The following is a 16074-nucleotide window of genomic DNA, read 5'->3' on the forward strand; positions in this document are numbered from 1 at the left end:
GCATCCACGACGAGCCAGCCCCGGCACAGGCCGGTGTTCGGGCGGTCGCTCCTCCCAGGAGCGACCGCCCGTCCTCGTCCTCACAGCCCCTCAGGCCCCCCGGTGCGCCTTCGGTGCCCCGCTCCCGCCGACCTGGCCCAGCGTCCGTACGACCTCGGACACACGGGTGTAGACCCCGGGGCTCCCCGCGCGGCCACAGCCGTCCCCCCAGGAGACGAGCCCGATCAGCCGCCCATTGGCGACCAGCGGGCCCCCGCTGTCGCCCTGGCAGGCGTCGGGACCGCCCTGCGTCTGCCCCGCGCACAGCATGGATGCGGCCTGGTACGTGCCTTCCTCTCTGCCGGGATAGGCCTCCTTGCACTGCTCGTCGGGCAGCACGCGCACGCGTGCGGCATGCAGTTGCCGCGTGTAGTCGCCGGTGCCCGTCGTGTCGCCCCACCCGGTGACCATGGCGGTCGTTCCGGGGGTGTACGCGGGATCACCCGCTGCCGCCATGGTGATGACCGAGCTCTGTGGCAGGGGCTTGGCAAGGGTGAGCACGGCGAAGTCTCCGGTATTACCGACCGGGTCGTAGTGCGGATTGATCCGGACCGCACGCACGGCGATCTCCTCGCCCTGGCCCGACAGGAGGTCTGTACGGCCCGCGATGACCCTGAGGTCCCGCGCCTGGTCCGGCGGGCCGCCCAGGACGTCCTCGCCCAGGCAGTGGGCAGCGCTCAGCACAGTGCTGCGGTCGATCGCCACGCCACCGCAGAACTGTCCCGCCCGCATACCCCCGAACCGGTCACGGCTGGACAGCGCAACCGTCCAGGGCACCTGTGACACATCGACGGGGAAGCCACCTACGACAACGCTGTCCGCGGCGACCGGGGCCGCGGTCGCCAGCGGTATTGCGGCCGCGGCAGCCGCCAGGACCAGCGGCTGGACCCATGCCCGCGCAAACTTTCGACGCATGCTCGCTCCTCACTCAGGGTGCTCTTGGAACACCCAGAGTCATCCAGAGCGCCGCACTGCGCAGCGCGAAGGCCCGGCCCCCCAAGAGGAGACCGGGCCTTCGAGGCCGTACGAGGGCGACCTAGTCGAGGTAGTCGCGCAGCACCTGGGAACGCGAGGGGTGGCGCAGCTTCGACATGGTCTTGGACTCGATCTGGCGGATCCGCTCACGCGTCACGCCGTACACCTTGCCGATCTCGTCGAGGGTCTTCGGCTGACCGTCGGTGAGACCGAAGCGCATGGACACGACGCCCGCCTCACGCTCGGACAGGGTGTCGAGGACGGAGTGCAGCTGCTCCTGGAGGAGCGTGAAGCTGACCGCGTCGGCCGGGACGACGGCCTCGGAGTCCTCGATGAGGTCACCGAACTCGCTGTCGCCGTCCTCGCCCAGCGGGGTGTGCAGCGAGATGGGCTCACGGCCGTACTTCTGGACCTCGATGACCTTCTCCGGGGTCATGTCGAGTTCCTTGGCCAGCTCCTCCGGGGTGGGCTCGCGGCCCAGGTCCTGGAGCATCTGGCGCTGCACGCGCGCGAGCTTGTTGATGACCTCGACCATGTGCACCGGGATACGGATGGTGCGGGCCTGGTCGGCCATCGCGCGGGTGATCGCCTGACGGATCCACCAGGTGGCGTACGTGGAGAACTTGTAGCCCTTGGTGTAGTCGAACTTCTCGACCGCACGGATCAGACCGAGGTTGCCCTCCTGGATGAGGTCCAGGAAGAGCATGCCGCGGCCGGTGTAGCGCTTGGCCAGGGAGACCACCAGACGGAGGTTGGCCTCCAGGAGGTGGTTCTTGGCGCGGCGGCCGTCCTCCGCGATGATCTCCAGCTCACGCTTGAGCTTCGGCGCGAGCTTGTCGGCGTTCGCCAGCTTGTCCTCGGCGAACAGGCCGGCCTCGATGCGCTTGGCGAGCTCGACCTCCTGCTCGGCGTTGAGCAGGGGAACCTTGCCGATCTGCTTGAGGTAGTCCTTGACCGGGTCGGCGGTGGCGCCGGCCGCGGCGACCTGCTGCGCGGGCGCGTCGTCCTCGTCCTCGTCGGACAGCACGAAGCCCGCGCTCTCGGCACCCTCGGGCTCCTCGGAGCCCTTGGCGTCCTCGAGCACCTCTTCCTCGACGAGCTCGCCGTCGTCCTTCTTGGCGGTGGTCTTCTTGGCCGCCGTCTTCTTGGCGACGGTCTTCTTCGCGACAGCCTTCTTGGCGGTCGTCTTCTTGGCAGCGGCCTTCTTGGCGGGTGCGGCTTCCTCGGCGGGATCGACGGCGGCAGGTTCGGCGGGCGCGACCGGGGCAGCCGTGGTGGCGGTGGCCTTCCTGGTGGTCACCGTCTTCGCCGCGACCGTCTTGGTGGCGGTGCGCTTGGCCGGACTCTTCGCTGCGACGCTCTTTCGGGTGCGCTTGGGCTCCGCGGCACTGACCATCAGCGTCACACCCTCTTCCTCGAGGATCTGGTTGAGGCTGCGCAGTACGTTCTTCCACTGAGTGGCCGGAATCTGGTCAGCTTCGAAGGCCCGACGCACGTCATCGCCGGCGATCTGCCCCTCAGCCTTTCCCCGCTCAATGAGCGCCATGACAGAGACGGACTCGGCAATCTCCGGCGGGAGCGTACGGGATGTGCTGGCCGACACGAACAACCTCTCGGAACGTTGGAAAACGGCTTCCGGCCCCGTCCGAAATGGACTGGAGCCGACCGCCGGCTTGGGGATGGGCCGACGGCGCGGGCGGGGGCCGGGAAGATTCACAGCGCCTTGAACGGCGTCCGTATTCCCTCCACGGCTGTCACCTCTTAGGTCATCGCGCTGATCCCGTGAGCGTTACGCCCAATCTGCGTGGCCCGAGTCACACCGCGTAACCACTCAAAAACGGTCAGACATGGGCAGATGATGTCACCGATGTCCTTGACCGAGGCCGCTCCGACGCATATGCCACCTCGTCGCACCGCCGGACCCCGCCGGACTTCTGAGGGTCCGGCGGGGTCCGGCAGCAGACGGGTTCCGAGGCCCGGCGCAGCCACGAGAACGCGGCACTCACCGACCGCACCGCCCGCGGGGCGGGCTCAGTGTTCGCGTGGCGCGGGCACCACGCGCTCCACCTCGGGATGAACGGTCAGCAGTTGCCGCATGGCCGTCTCGGCCGCCGCGCCGTCACCGGTGCCCAGGGCGTCGACGATCCGCGCGTGCTGGGCCAGTGACCCCTCGTTCGGCCGGTCGCAACCGGTGACCGGGCCGCCGGAGACCTGCAGGGCGGCCGACACGATGCCGGAGAGGTGCTCCAGCATGCGGTTGCCAGCGATCTGGATGAGCAGCGTGTGGAACTCGGAGTCGGCGCGGGAGAAGGTGAGTGCGTCGCCCTGCCCCATGGCGTGGCTCATGATCTCGACCATGTCGGAGAGGCGCTGCTGGACGTCCTCGCGCCCGTGCCCGGCGGCGAGACGCGCGGCGAGCGGCTCGATCGTCCAGCGCAGCTCGCTCAGCTCGCGCCGCTGGTCGTCGCGCTGGGGCCCGAAGGCCCGCCACTCGATGATGTCCGGGTCGAGAAGGTTCCAGTCGCTGACGGGACGCACGCGCGTGCCGACGTTCGGGCGGGCACTGACCAGGCCCTTGGCCTCCAGGACCCGGAGGGACTCGCGGACTACGGTGCGGGAGACCTCGAAGCGCTGGCCGATCTCCTCCGGGACGAGTGGGCGGTCCGCGCCCAGGTCACCCGAGACGATCATCTGGCCCAGCTGCTGAACTAGTTGGCCGTGCAGCCCGCGTCCGCGACTGCCCGCGGCGCGCCGGCCCACACGGCCCAGCTCGGGTTCCGCACCGTCCCAGACAGGCGCTCCGACGCGGTCGGTGGCGGGGGCCTCCGCGTAGGGGTAGCGGTCGAGTTCGCCCGGGCCGACCAGACCGGAGTCTGCGGGGCGGGCGGCGGTCATCATGGTGTGCGCAAGGGTACTCACGGAACCTTTGTCGGCTCCGTCTCCAACTCCCTTGAGGTCTTTGGTGAAAAGCACACGAAAGGGTGATCGCTCACCCCGTCGCAATTGACGCCTTATCGGAAAGAAATGGGCGTTCTCCGGGAGGTTGTGTGCACGGGCGGACCCGAAGCGTACGGACGGTCGTCATCGGACCCTGCTCCGCAGGGTCGTCAGCACATAGGCGCAGAGCAGGGCGGTCAGTGACAACGTGAGGGCGCCGCCCACGGGTTGCACGAGCACTCGGGCAGCCGCGGTCAGATATCGTTCTCCCCCGAACGGCCACTGCAGCAGGAAGACCTCCCGCATCCGCCCGGGAAGCCCCGCCGCCATCCGCACCGCGGGCCCCTGCAGCGCCTTCTGCACCAGGGGTACGACGACTACGGGTACGGCGAGCACCGCGGCGAGCCCGGCCGCGGTGGACCGGAAGACGCCCGCGGCCAGCACTCCGGCCCAGGCGCACCCGGTCACGAGCCCGAACCAACTCGCGGTCACCGAAAGCCAGTCGGCGGGAACTTGCGTGAGCTCCCGGCCGTATACGAGATAGAGCAACTCCGCGTCGCAGCCCACGGTGAGGAAGGCCAGCATCAGCGCCGTGGCACCGGAGACGAGGAGTTTCGCAGTGAGCAGCCCCAGCCGTCGGGGCACGGTGCCGCGGTCGGCGGCCAGGGCGGGGTGGCGGAACTCGTCACCGAAGGCCAGCGCGCCGAGCAGCCCCGCGCCGAGCGCCGCGGGCGGCAGGGGCAGCTCCTGGGGCCATGCCGCGAACAGACGTGCCTGCGTGGTGTGGCCGAGGCGAGCGAGCAGTACGGCGGTGAGCGCGGACACCACGAGCGCGGCACCGCAGGTGACGAAGCCCGTGCCGATGCCGGCGGCCCGGCGGAGTTCGTAGCGGAGGGGGCGGAGGGGGCTGGGGGCGGGGCGGACGGAGATGGGGGGCGGGAGGGGGGACGGATCACCGGGAGCGAGGGGATCGGCGGGGCGTGAGTGACCGGCACTGAGCCGGGTTCCGGACGCGTGGTGGTGATGCGCGGCGGTAGTGGAGGGGGTGGGGGTGGGGTCGTCGGGTTCCGAGTTGTCATCGGTTGCCTCCGCGTCGGCCGTGTGCACGCCGCTGACCTGGGTCTGCTCACTCTCGGCGGCGGAGACCGAGGCGGTGGGTGGCCCCGCGGGCACGGTGGTCGGCGGTGCGTCCGGAGCGGGCGGACCGGGGTCGGATCGCGACTGACCTGGCACGTAGGGCTCGTCGAGGGGCTGCGGCTGGTCCGGCCCAGGGAGGTCGTCGAGGACCTGCGACCGGTCTGTGGCGGCCGCGTCGCCAGGAGTTTCCGTTCGATCCGTGGCGGCCGCGTCGCCAGGAGTTTCCGTCCGATCCGCGGTGGCGAGATCGTCAGGCGTCTTTGGCTCATGCGCCGCAACCGGACCGTGGGACGTCGTCGCCTGATCCGTCAGCGCCGCACCGCCGAACGCCTTCGCGCCCTCCGCGCCCCCCGGGCCGTCGGCCGACTCCGTCTGTAGCACCGCCACCGCGTCGCCGGGAGCCTTCGGCTGTTCGGCGGTCGGCGGCTCGTCGGCGGGTGCCGGGCGGTTCGCCTCCGCCGTTCCGTCGGCCGAGTGGGATCCGTCCGTCGTCGACGTTCCGGCCCCGGGACCCATGTCGCCCGTCTCGTCCGCGAGTTGGTGGACGAGGATGCCATGACGGAACGCGGTCTCCCCCACGTCGGCGGTCGTACTGCCATACACGGAGAGGCGGTTGCCACCCTCATGTACGACCTCGACGGAGCGTCGGCCGGTGCGCGCCTCCTTGGTGAGTACGGCCGCCAGGCGGACGGCGTGTGGGCTGCGGACAGCGACGCGGGGGCGCAGGCGGGTGCGGCCGAACTCCGCCGCCTCCTGGTCGGCGACGAGCCTTCCGCCCTCCAGGGTGACGACCTGGTCGGCGGTGCGCGCGGCTTCCTTGGGGTCGGCCGTGGCGAACAGGACCGTGCCGCCCTGGCTCGCGTGGGCCCGGAGCATGCCGTGCAGCCACCGGGCCTCGCGGACCGACAGGCCGTGCGCGGGGTCGTCCAGCATGAGGGTGTGCGGGTCGGACAGCAGGACGCAGGCCAGGCCGAGCCGGCGGTCCATGCCCCGGGACAGTGTGCCCAGGCGCTCCTCGCGCAGGCCTGCGAGGCCGACCACTTCGAGGACCTCGTCGGCGCGCCGGGCGGGGACTCCCGCCGCGGCGCACAGCATGCGCAGGTGTCCGCGGACCGAGCGGGCCGGATGCCCGGGCACATCGCCGAGGAGGACGCCGACTTCGCGTGAGGGGTGGGTGATGCGGTGCAGGGGCCGGCCTCTGAAACATGTGATCCCGCGGCCCTGTTGGAGTTCGATCATCAGCCGGAGCGCCGTCGTCTTGCCCGCGCCCGATGCCCCGAGGAGCGCGGTGACACGGCCCGCGCGCGCCTCGAACGAGACGTCGTCGACGGCGGGCGGGTGCGCCTTGCGGGGGTTGCTGGTCAGTCCGAAGGCCTGGATCACCTGAAGCAAGATAGCGCGCTTCGTCCGATTTTTCGGGTATCGCCCCTTCTATCCCGCCAGGGCCGCCCGTCCGGTCTCCGCCGCCGCGGCTTCACACCTCGGGGCGCAGCATCGGGGGGTTGAGCAGTGTGGCGCCGCCCGCGCGGAAGAGCTGGGCCGGGCGGCCGCCCTGGCGCGTGGTCGTGCCGCCGGCGGGGACGAGGAATCCAGGGGTGCCGGTCACCTTGCGGTGGAAGTTGCGCGGGTCGAGAGCCACGCCCCAGACGGCCTCGTAGACGCGGCGCAGCTCTCCGACGGTGAACTCGGGCGGACAGAAAGCGGTGGCCAGCGACGAGTACTCGATCTTGGAACGGGCCCGCTCGACCCCGTCGGCCAGGATCTGGGCGTGGTCGAAGGCGAGCGGCGCCACCGGCTCACCGTCACGGCCGTATCCGCCCTGCTGGAGCAGCTCCTCGACCGGTGCCCAGCGCGCGTTGCTCGCGTCGCCGCCGGCCTGGGGTGCCGGCAGGTCGGGAGCGAGGGCGAGGTGCGCGACGCTGACCACTCGCATGCGCGGGTCCCGCTTGGGGTCGCCGTAGGTGGCGAGCTGCTCGAGGTGGGCGCCGCCGTCCTGGACGGGGGAGGAAGGGTCGTGGGCGTGCAGCCCCGTCTCCTCGGCAAGCTCGCGGGCCGCGGCCTGTGTCAGGTCCTCGTCGGCCCGTACGAAGCCGCCGGGCAGCGCCCAGCGTCCCTGGAACGGGGGCTCACCCCTGCGCACCGCCAGCGCGCACAGGGCATGGCGGCGCACGGTCAGCACGACCAGGTCAACGGTGACGGCAAAGGGCGGAAATGCTGACGGGTCGTAGGGCATGCGGCGATCATAGTCGTCTGCCTGACGATAAACACTCCCTTCTTGAGCCGCATCGACAGCTGATCCGCTTCCGTCCGGCACGGGGCCCACGAGTCGGCTCGCGCACCTCACGCGGGTCGCGTCGTACGAGGTCACACTCCCAACTGCAGGCCCTTCGCCGCCTCCTCGACCATGGCGAGTCCGAGTCTGCTGACCCGTACGGAGAAGGGGGCCCCGGCGATCCGCAGCCCCGTGAAGCCGATCTCTCCCAGGGGCACGCTCCGCACCGGGCGCAGCGCGATCGTCCGGGCCGGGGCGTCGGGGCGGATACCCGCGAGCGCGGTGAGCAGCAGGACCCCGGAGGCCGCCGCCACGGCCGCCGGGCGGCAGGCCGCCGGGTGGGGAACGGGTGCGCTCCCCTCGGAGCGCTGCTCGCCGGCGTACATCTCGGGCAGCCGGTGGCCGAAGCGCTCGGCAGCCGCCAGAACACCGCGCAGCAGGCCGCTCGCCTCCTGCTCATGGCCCGCCGCGGCCAGCCCGGCGACGGCGAGCGCAGTCTCCTGGACGCGTACGGCTCCGGTCCGGTGGCCGAACGGGTTGTGTCCCGCCTCCTTCGTGCCCAGTCCCCTCAGCCCCCAGCCGGAGTCCAGGGCGGGGCCGCCGAGCAGCCGGGCGAGCTGGTCGGTCTGTGCTCTGTCGAGCAGACCGGGCGCCGGTTCTCCCGCGCCGAGCAGACCGGTGTCGAGGAGGTGGGCGGCGGCAGCGCCGAGGTGCGGAAGCAGCCGTCCGTCCGGGGCACGGGCCGCCGCCGGACGACCGCCGCCATGATCCTCGATCCAGAAGTCGCCTTGGAACGCCGCCCGCAGTTCCCGCGCCCACTGGCGCAGTTCGGTGCCGCCGGGTCTGCCGTACGCCTCCAGGAGATCGGCGCCCAGCAGTGCCGCGCGATGGGCGTGGGCCTGGGTCTCGCAGCGGACGGGGCCTCCGGGCTGCGGGTCGCACAGGTACGTGCTGCCGCGCACGGTGGTGCGCAGCCAGGTCAGACACCACTCGGCCGTGGGCAGCAGTTCTTCGGCCTCCTGCTCCGGGAGCCCCCAGCGGCGGGCCTCCGCGAGCAGGACGGGGAACAGCAGTGTGGCCTCCGTACCCGTGCAACCGGGTGGCACGTGCGTACCCGCGTCGCGTCGCGGTCCGGGGATCATGCCCGTCTGCGGGCCCGCACCGGTGAGTTGTGTACGGGCGAGGGTGCGCAGTGTGCCGACGGCGAGCCTGGTGCCGAGGGGCAGCGTCATGCGCGCGGCGGCGAGTGCCTCGGCCGGGGCCATGCCGCAGCGCCAGGGCGCCCCTGCCGCGAGATAGGTGTCGGTGGGGTGGGCCGGATCCCGCAGCAGCAGGGCCCGGAGATCCTCGATGCTCGTCCGCATCAGGATCGCGGCCCTGGGGTCGTCGCCCGCCGCCCGGGCGTGCGCCAGGGGGCTCGTCGCCGCACGGCCCGCGGCTCTGAGCGGTCCGGCCCCGCCCGGCCGTACGCGCAGTTCCACGGTCACCGTCGCACCTGGGGGCAGTTCGAACTCCCAGCACAGCAGTCCCGCTGAGGCCAGGGCGTCGGCAGGCGGCGGGGCGGCCGTGACCATGGAGGTCACCGCGGCCCGGTTCCAGCGCAGGCCGGAGTCGTGGACGGTGGCGGGCAGTTCGGGGCCCGCGTTGCCGGAGGCGATGGCGCTCAGGTCCGCGAGGTCCGTACCGAGGGCCACCTCGACCGGCAGCCGCAGTGGGCGCAGGGCAGCGCTGTGGAAGGTGATGCGCTCGGTGCCGTCGGCGTGCCGGATCCGCTCGACGACGACGTCCGGATCCGGTCCGGCGGCCGAGGCGGTACGCACCGTTCCCACGAAGCGGGCCTGATCCGCTCCGGCCATCCTGGCCTGCACCGCCAGCGGTTCTCGTCCGCCCACGCGGACCTGGCAGCGCGAGAGCAGCCGTCGGCCCGCCCGGTAGAACCCCTCCAGCCCCCGCCCGGCGAGCTGCCCCTCCTCCATGGAGATGGCGAGGCCCGGCAGGGCGACGCAGATCAAGGCCGTGTGGGTGGGCGGAAGGTCGGCGGTGCGACGGAGAGTCGGTGGCGGCGCGCCTGCGGTGGCCCCGTGAGACGGGGACGCGGGCGCACGTGGGACCCGACGCGCAGGCACGGACGGGGACCGGTCTCGGGGCGTCGAGGAGGCCGGAGACCGGCTCTGCGGCGCGGACGACGACCGGCGGGAGTCTTCCATGAGCCGGGGATCCGTGAGTCGGGGATCCGTGAGTCGGGGAAAAGCTCCGGTCTGCCACGGCGCAGGCATGGGGTCGGGCCCCAGGGTCTGTGTCAGGTTCGGGTCCGCCGTGCTGGTCGGTCGCGGGGGGACTGCATCGACGGGCGGTGACGGTGCAGGGCTGTCGGGGACAGAGGGGTGGTCGTCGGTTGCGATGGGCGGAGTCGGCTGATGCATGCGGCGGTTTCTTCTGCGCTCTGTGCGCCTCGGACGTGCTCGGCGCCGGGTGGCGTGCTCCGGAGGAACATCGGACGTGCGGCGGCGCAGCCCGTCCGGGGATACCGCCACCCAGGTGAACGGCGCGGAAGTCCGCCTGGTCACGCCTCCCATCAGGGAAGCGACCGAATGGCGGCGGTTCTTGAGTGCGGGTTCACTCTTCGGACCCATCGCCCGGCGCCGAAACCCGTGCGGCGGTAGCGGGCCCCCGGCAGCGGGCGGAGCCGGCCCGGCCAGTCGCCACGTGCCCCGACCTGACAGCAGACGCCAGGCGACCAGCAGGCACCAGGCAACCGAGGCAACACACCAACCGTTGCTCATGCATCCGCCTCCGGGCCATTGCTTCCGGATCGATTGCCTCCTGATGCGGCGTCGTCGCACCGCGCATCGCCCTTCCCTGCGGCACGCGTGCGCGTACTGGCCGGCCTTGAGGCGCCCGGGCGCGTACGTCCGGGTGCCGGGGTGCGCGGATGCGTGCCGTCCGGCCGGAGCCGTCGGCTCTTCGCGCGTGTCGAGCGCGGCTGACGGTCGGCGCCGTCGGCGGCACGAGCGCGGTGGTGTCGGCGGGAGGCGCCCTCCGAGACACCCGGCCGAGTCGGGGCCGAGTCCGAGTCCACCTCCGTTCCCTCGTCCTCAGCGGCCTCCGTCTCCACACCTCCCGTGCGTCCCGCACGCAGGCAGCGGCGGATCGCCTCCGGATCCAGGCCCTCGTTGCAGGCCTGGTGCAGAAGGCGGGCGAACAGGTAGTCCGGGTCCGCGCCCAGGGCCATCGCCAGGGCCTCCCTGGCTTCGAGGTCGTCGCCGATCGACCAGGCGACCCAGCCAGCGAGGGTGAGGGGTGCGGCGGCGTGTTCGCCGTACGGCCCGACGCATCGGCGGGCCAGCGCACGCCACAGACGCAGCGCCGGACCGGCCTCGTCACCTTCCATCCATGCCGCGGCCCGGTCCCGGGTCGTGCGGTCCTGCAGGCCGAGGATCAGCTTGGCCGCTTCCTCGTGCGTGATCAGTTCGTCGTCACGAAGGTCCGCGGGGAGTGTGCCGGACACCGACGGCGCCGCGGCAAGCCGGGCCATGACCCGCTCGGCGAGGCCGAGGGTCTCCTCGGCGACCTGCGCGCGCGTCGCGTCGTCGATGATCCTGGGCACCACGGTCATGCCCATGGTGTCCAGGACGATCTCCTGCTCCAGCGCGGCAGACGTCTCCCAGGGAAGCAGCCTGGCCCGCAACTCGCGCAGCGTGCCGCGCACTTGGATACCGGCGTAGGTGGCCGCTGCCGCGAGTACGGAGGTGCCGGGCAGGCCCATCGGTGTTCCGTCGTCCGGGCAGCACCCCTCGTTCGGGCAGCAGTAGGACCAGAAGCGGCCGTCCGAGATGCACACCGCCTCGATGACCGGTACGTCGAGGTGCCCGCACTCGGTGCGCAGCAGTTGGGCAAGCGGACGCAGCCGCCGCATGACGTCCCGGCCCGACTCACCCTTCGCCGGTTCCTGACAGACGTAGGCGACCATCTGCTCGGGCCGGGCGCCCCTGCGCTCGCTGCCGGCCACCAGGCCCTGGGCCAACTGACGGGCGGCCGACTCCCAGTCGTCCGTGCTCGCGGGGATGCCGAGCCGCGCCCGGCCGCCGAAGCGGCCGCGGCCGCCCCGGTCGTGCAGGGCCACCAGCACGATGCTGTCCTCGGGGCGGTAGCCGAGCAGATAGGGCAGGGCGTCGGCCAGTTCGGCCGGGGTGCGCAGCGTGATCTGGCTCTCGTGTGCCGTGGGCCCGAGGTCTGCGAAGCGCTCTGTCTCCGCTCGCTCCACTCGCCCCGATCGCCCGGCGTCCGCGGCGCGCCCGCTGTGCGCGTCACGTCCTGCGATATCGCCGTTTTCGGAAGGTCCGGTCGTTTCGCTGTGATTCGTCATGCGCAGACGATCTCGCGGATCCCGAGATTCCGCTTGAGCCTGTGGATAAGTCCGAGCAGGGACACGCCAAACAACCGGAGCACTCCCGCCCGCCGTCCCACGGACCGCACGGATGTCAGTGCCGTCCTGTTGTATGGGACGCATGGAGCACACGAGCAACGCGGACCTCAGGACGCAGGCCGACGCCGTCCTCGCCCGTCTCGTCGGGGACGCCACGGGCACGGCGAGACTGCGCGAGGACCAGTGGCGGGCGATCGAGGCACTGGTCGCCGACCGGCGCCGGGCCCTGGTCGTGCAGCGCACGGGCTGGGGAAAGTCCGCCGTCTACTTCGTGGCGACCTCGCTGCTGCGCGCCCGGGGCAGTGGCCCGACCGTCATCGTCTCGCCGCTCCTCGCACTGATGCGCAACCAGGTGGAGGCGGCGGCCCGCGCCGGCATCCACGCCCGGACCATCAACTCCTCCAACACCGAGGAATGGGACACCGTCCAGGGGGAGATCGCGGCGGGCGACGTCGACGTGCTGCTCGTCAGCCCCGAACGCCTCAACAACCCCGACTTCCGCGACCAGGTCCTGCCCAAACTGGCCGCCGCGACCGGACTGCTCGTCGTGGACGAGGCCCACTGCATCTCCGACTGGGGCCACGACTTCCGTCCCGACTACCGACGGCTGCGCACCATGCTCGCCGACCTCCCGCCGGGTGTACCCGTACTGGCCACCACGGCCACGGCCAACGCACGGGTGACCGCCGACGTCGCCGAGCAGCTCGGCACCGGAGGCACGTCCGACGCGCTGGTGCTGCGCGGCCCGCTCGACCGGGAGAGCCTCAGCCTGAACGTGCTGCGGCTGCCGGACGCGGCGCACCGTATGGGCTGGCTCGCCGACCACCTCGACGACCTGCCGGGTTCCGGCATCGTCTACACGCTCACCGTGGCGGCGGCGGAGGAGGTCACCGCCTTCCTCAGGCAGCGGGGACACACCGTCGCCTCGTACACGGGAAAGACGGAGAACGCCGACCGGCAGCAGGCCGAGGACGATCTGCTCGGCAACCGGGTCAAGGCGCTGATCGCCACCTCCGCCCTCGGCATGGGCTTCGACAAGCCCGACCTCGGCTTCGTGGTGCACCTCGGCTCGCCCTCCTCCCCCATCGCCTACTACCAGCAGGTCGGACGTGCCGGGCGCGGTGTCGAGCACGCCGAGGTACTCCTGCTGCCGGGCAAGGAGGACGAGGCGATCTGGGAGTACTTCGCGTCGCTGGCCTTCCCTTCCGAGGACCTGGTGCGCCGCACCCTGGATGTCCTCGCCCGGGCCGCCGGCCCCTTGTCCCTGCCCGCCCTCGAACCGCTGGTGGAGCTGCGCCGGTCGCGTCTGGAGACCATGCTGAAGGTCCTCGACGTCGACGGTGCGGTCAAGCGTGTCAAGGGCGGTTGGATCGCGACGGGTCAGCAGTGGACGTACGAGGCCGAGCGGTACGCCTGGGTGGCGCGGCAGAGGGCGGCCGAGCAGCAGGCGATGCGCGAGTACGCGTCCACGACGGGCTGCCGGATGGAGTATCTGCAGCGGCAGCTCGACGACGAGGGCGCGAAGCCCTGCGGCCGCTGCGACAACTGCGCGGGAGCGCGTTTCACGGCGGACACCTCGACGGCCGCGCTGGATGCGGCGCGCGTCGATCTGGGCCGCGCGGGAGTCGAAGTGGAACCTCGTCGCATGTGGCCGACGGGGCTACCGGCGGTCGGCATTGATCTCAAGGGGCGCGTTCCGGCCGGGGAACAGGCTTCGGCGGGGCGGGCGTTGGGGCGACTGTCGGACATCGGATGGGGCAACCGGCTGCGGCCGATGCTCGCACCGCAGGCGCCGGACGCTCCCGTGCCGGACGATGTGGCGAGGGCCGTGGTGGGCGTCCTGGCCGACTGGGCCAAGGGCCCCGGCGGCTGGGCTTCCGGCGAGGAAGGCGCGCCGCCCCGGCCGGTGGGCGTCGTCACCGTCGCCTCGCGCACCAGGCCGCGGCTGATCCAATCCCTGGGCGCGCGTATCGCGGAGATCGGCAGGCTGCCACTGCTGGGCTCCGTGGAGTACATGGGCGAGGTGCCGCGCGGCTCCCGCAGCAACAGCGCGCAGCGCCTGAAGGTCCTCGACGGCGCGCTGACCGTTCCGCCCGCCCTGGCCGCCGCTCTCACCGAGGCCCGGGGTCCGGTTCTGCTCGTGGACGACTACACGGAGACCGGCTGGACCCTGGCGGTCGCGGCCCGGCTGCTCAGGAGGTCCGGGGCGCAGGGGGTGTTGCCGCTGGTCCTGGCCATGCAGGGCTGATCCACGGATGCGCGGGCGCCGCCCCCGGTCCGCGGCGTACGCACGTGTCGTGCTCGAACGTCACGTACGTTGCCAGGCGCCTCACAAGGTAGGGATATAAGCCACGCACCACCAGATAACAGTCGGTGGCCCCAATTGCTCGTTGCCGCATCCAAGTTCGACAGGAAGAATTGAAGTCCGCTCCCCGCACGGTTCGCTCGTGATCCGGTTGGGCTTCGCTGCGGTGTGCGCTCCCCCGAATCCGACCCCGCCCGCTGTATGGGCGCGTAGCCGAAGGGAGGAACGTGACCTTCGGATTCGCTCCGTCCTCGGCGGCCTCGTTGTCGACGTCCGCGTCCGCCGCGTCCGCCAGTCGCCTGCTTGAGCCTGCCGAGTGGGCAGCCGCCGGCATCCCACTGCTGCGCAACCCCCGTGAGGTCGTCAGCGGGCTGCACACGCGGCACCATCCCAGGGCGGCGACGGCGATCGTGGCCGTCCTCGACCCGGAGGAACGGCTGCTGGCGAGCGCCTCGTTCACCCGGCGCCCGGCACCGGCCGACGGATGGATGTTCCGCAACGCCCTGCTGGACCAGCTGCGCCGGGTCATACCGCATGATCTGCGGCGCCGCACACCGGTGCGTACCGCCGTGCTGCTCTACTGCCGTGAGGGGGACGCTCGTTGGACGGAGGAGGACGGCGCGTGGATGTGGGGGCTGCGTGACGCCTGCACGCTGCACGGGCTGCGCTGCGGGGCATACATCACGCTGACCAGCGACGGCTGGCAGGTGCTCGGCGAGGGGCGTGGCGGCCGCCGCCCGAACTCGGACTCGACACCTGAACCCTTCGGCATATCGGACGTGCCGCCCCCGTCGCCCCGCACCGGCGGCGCCATGTCGGACGTCCTGCGCCGCGCAGCGGCCCGCTGAGGAGCACCGGCTCCGTGTGCGCGTGGCGCCGGGCCGAGCCTCCACCGGGTCGACCGCTCCCGAAGCGCTGCGCGCCGCGCAGGTGGAGACGGGACCGCGACGGCTCGGGGAGGGTGTCCGGCACGGGCCCCGACGGCGCCGATCAGCCCCTCGGAGTTCTTCGCGCGCGGAACACGGGACCCCGCACGCACCGGTCACAGCGCGTGGGTAGGGCGCCTGCGAGATGGCATACCGCGGACCGGGGACGGATACGACACCATGGACCCGCCGCCGACGGGTGCGCCGGCGTCGGCGTCGTCACTCCGCGCGCCTCCACCAAGCCCTGAGCCGCCCGTCCATCCGGAAGCCGCCCCTCGGTGGGGCAGGGCCGCCACCGGATTCCGAGCAGGCCGAAGGCCCCACCGTGCCGGTGCCACCGCTGCGGCACCCTTGGCACCTCCGGTGCTTCCGGAGGTGCCGGACAGGGCTCAGACGCCCGCGCCCAGCACCGAGTTGATCTGCTGCGGGTCACCGCAGACGACCAGCAGGGCACCGGCCCGGGTGAGGGCCAGCGGAAGCGCGGTCGCGGCAGCGGCGGCAGGACCACCGTTGACGGCAACCACGACGACAGGACGGGACGCGGCACGCGAGGCCATGGCGGCACCCGTGTAGAAGACGTCGTCGCCCGCGTCGTGCTGGGCCCAGTAGGAGGCTTCACCGAAGGACAGCTCGTGGTCGGCCCACGGGTGCGGTTCGCCAGTGGTGATCACCAGCACGTCACCGGGGGCACGGCCCGAGTCCAGGAGCAGGTCCACTGCCTCCTCGGCGGCGTCGAGGGCACCCTCGACAGAGGCCGGGATCAGCTGGATCTGCGGAGTCGCCGCGGCTGCGGCGGGAACGGCCGGACCCGACGGGCCCGGCTTGGCGGCCACGTCGCGCGGCGTACGTTGCACCGGTTGCCCGGGCCGGAGAGGGCCGGGACGACCGGGACGCGACGGAGCCGCGGGGCGGGGGCCGGGTACGGGGCGAGGGGTCGGCGCGGTACGGCCGCTGGCCGGAGTGGCGCGGGGACCCTGGGCACTCTCGTGAATCTGAGGCTCCTCGGGAATGAGAGGCATGGGCTGATGTTTATCAAACGTTGGTGCGACTCGCGCGA

General features: G+C 72.2%; 10 protein-coding genes. 2 read left to right on the forward strand and 8 right to left on the reverse strand.

The window, feature by feature from the left end; all coding sequences use genetic code 11:
• Positions 1 to 90 precede the first annotated feature (90 nt).
• The 7 genes from AB0I54_RS30540 to AB0I54_RS30570 form a co-directional block, all read right to left on the reverse strand.
• On the reverse strand, positions 91 to 954 hold the full coding sequence (locus AB0I54_RS30540) for a serine protease (RefSeq protein ID WP_363299424.1): 864 nt from the start codon (positions 952 to 954) through the stop codon (positions 91 to 93).
• Positions 955 to 1075: 121 nt separating this feature from the next.
• A complete protein-coding gene (locus AB0I54_RS30545; RefSeq protein WP_363299425.1) occupies positions 1076 to 2617 on the reverse strand; it encodes an RNA polymerase sigma factor in 1542 nt (513 codons plus the stop codon).
• 428 nt (positions 2618 to 3045) lie between these two features.
• A complete protein-coding gene (locus AB0I54_RS30550; protein ID WP_363299426.1) occupies positions 3046 to 3933 on the reverse strand; it encodes a FadR/GntR family transcriptional regulator in 888 nt (295 codons plus the stop codon).
• A gap of 162 nt (positions 3934 to 4095) precedes the next feature.
• Positions 4096 to 6471, reverse strand: coding sequence for an ATP-binding cassette domain-containing protein (locus AB0I54_RS30555; RefSeq protein ID WP_363299427.1), 2376 nt, complete (start codon positions 6469 to 6471; stop codon positions 4096 to 4098).
• A 91-nt stretch (positions 6472 to 6562) separates the two neighbouring features.
• Complete coding sequence (locus tag AB0I54_RS30560) at positions 6563 to 7321, reverse strand: NUDIX domain-containing protein (protein ID WP_363299428.1); 759 nt, start codon at positions 7319 to 7321, stop codon at positions 6563 to 6565.
• A gap of 131 nt (positions 7322 to 7452) precedes the next feature.
• On the reverse strand, positions 7453 to 9336 hold the full coding sequence (locus AB0I54_RS30565; protein ID WP_363299500.1) for a glycogen debranching N-terminal domain-containing protein: 1884 nt from the start codon (positions 9334 to 9336) through the stop codon (positions 7453 to 7455).
• 803 nt (positions 9337 to 10139) lie between these two features.
• Positions 10140 to 11726, reverse strand: a complete 1587-nt coding sequence (locus AB0I54_RS30570) for a DUF4192 family protein (protein WP_363299430.1) — start codon at positions 11724 to 11726, stop codon at positions 10140 to 10142.
• A 142-nt stretch (positions 11727 to 11868) separates the two neighbouring features.
• Between AB0I54_RS30570 and AB0I54_RS30575 the strand changes: the two genes are divergently transcribed.
• Together AB0I54_RS30575 and AB0I54_RS30580 are read left to right on the forward strand one after the other, a co-directional pair.
• Positions 11869 to 14034 carry a RecQ family ATP-dependent DNA helicase gene (locus AB0I54_RS30575; protein ID WP_363299431.1) on the forward strand — a complete coding sequence of 722 codons (2166 nt, stop codon included), beginning with the start codon at positions 11869 to 11871 and terminating at the stop codon, positions 14032 to 14034.
• Between the two features lie 284 nt (positions 14035 to 14318).
• On the forward strand, positions 14319 to 14939 hold the full coding sequence (locus AB0I54_RS30580) for a hypothetical protein (protein WP_363299432.1): 621 nt from the start codon (positions 14319 to 14321) through the stop codon (positions 14937 to 14939).
• A gap of 467 nt (positions 14940 to 15406) precedes the next feature.
• Here the strand turns inward: AB0I54_RS30580 and AB0I54_RS30585 are convergent, their stop codons facing one another.
• Complete coding sequence (locus AB0I54_RS30585) at positions 15407 to 16036, reverse strand: hypothetical protein (protein ID WP_363299433.1); 630 nt, start codon at positions 16034 to 16036, stop codon at positions 15407 to 15409.
• Between the last annotated feature and the right edge of the window lie 38 nt (positions 16037 to 16074).

The sequence above is a fragment of the Streptomyces sp. NPDC050625 genome (genome assembly GCF_040654755.1).
In the GTDB taxonomy this organism is placed as follows: domain Bacteria; phylum Actinomycetota; class Actinomycetes; order Streptomycetales; family Streptomycetaceae; genus Streptomyces.

Coding starts and splice junctions, on each gene's coding strand:
- AB0I54_RS30540 (WP_363299424.1), bottom strand. CDS start 954: ATGCGTCGAAAGTTTGCGCGGGCATGGGTCCAGCCGCTGGTCCTGGCG.
- AB0I54_RS30560 (WP_363299428.1), bottom strand. CDS start 7,321: ATGCCCTACGACCCGTCAGCATTTCCGCCCTTTGCCGTCACCGTTGAC.
- AB0I54_RS30565 (WP_363299500.1), bottom strand. CDS start 9,336: ATGGAGGAGGGGCAGCTCGCCGGGCGGGGGCTGGAGGGGTTCTACCGG.
- AB0I54_RS30570 (WP_363299430.1), bottom strand. CDS start 11,726: ATGACGAATCACAGCGAAACGACCGGACCTTCCGAAAACGGCGATATC.
- AB0I54_RS30575 (WP_363299431.1), top strand. CDS start 11,869: ATGGAGCACACGAGCAACGCGGACCTCAGGACGCAGGCCGACGCCGTC.
- AB0I54_RS30585 (WP_363299433.1), bottom strand. CDS start 16,036: ATGCCTCTCATTCCCGAGGAGCCTCAGATTCACGAGAGTGCCCAGGGT.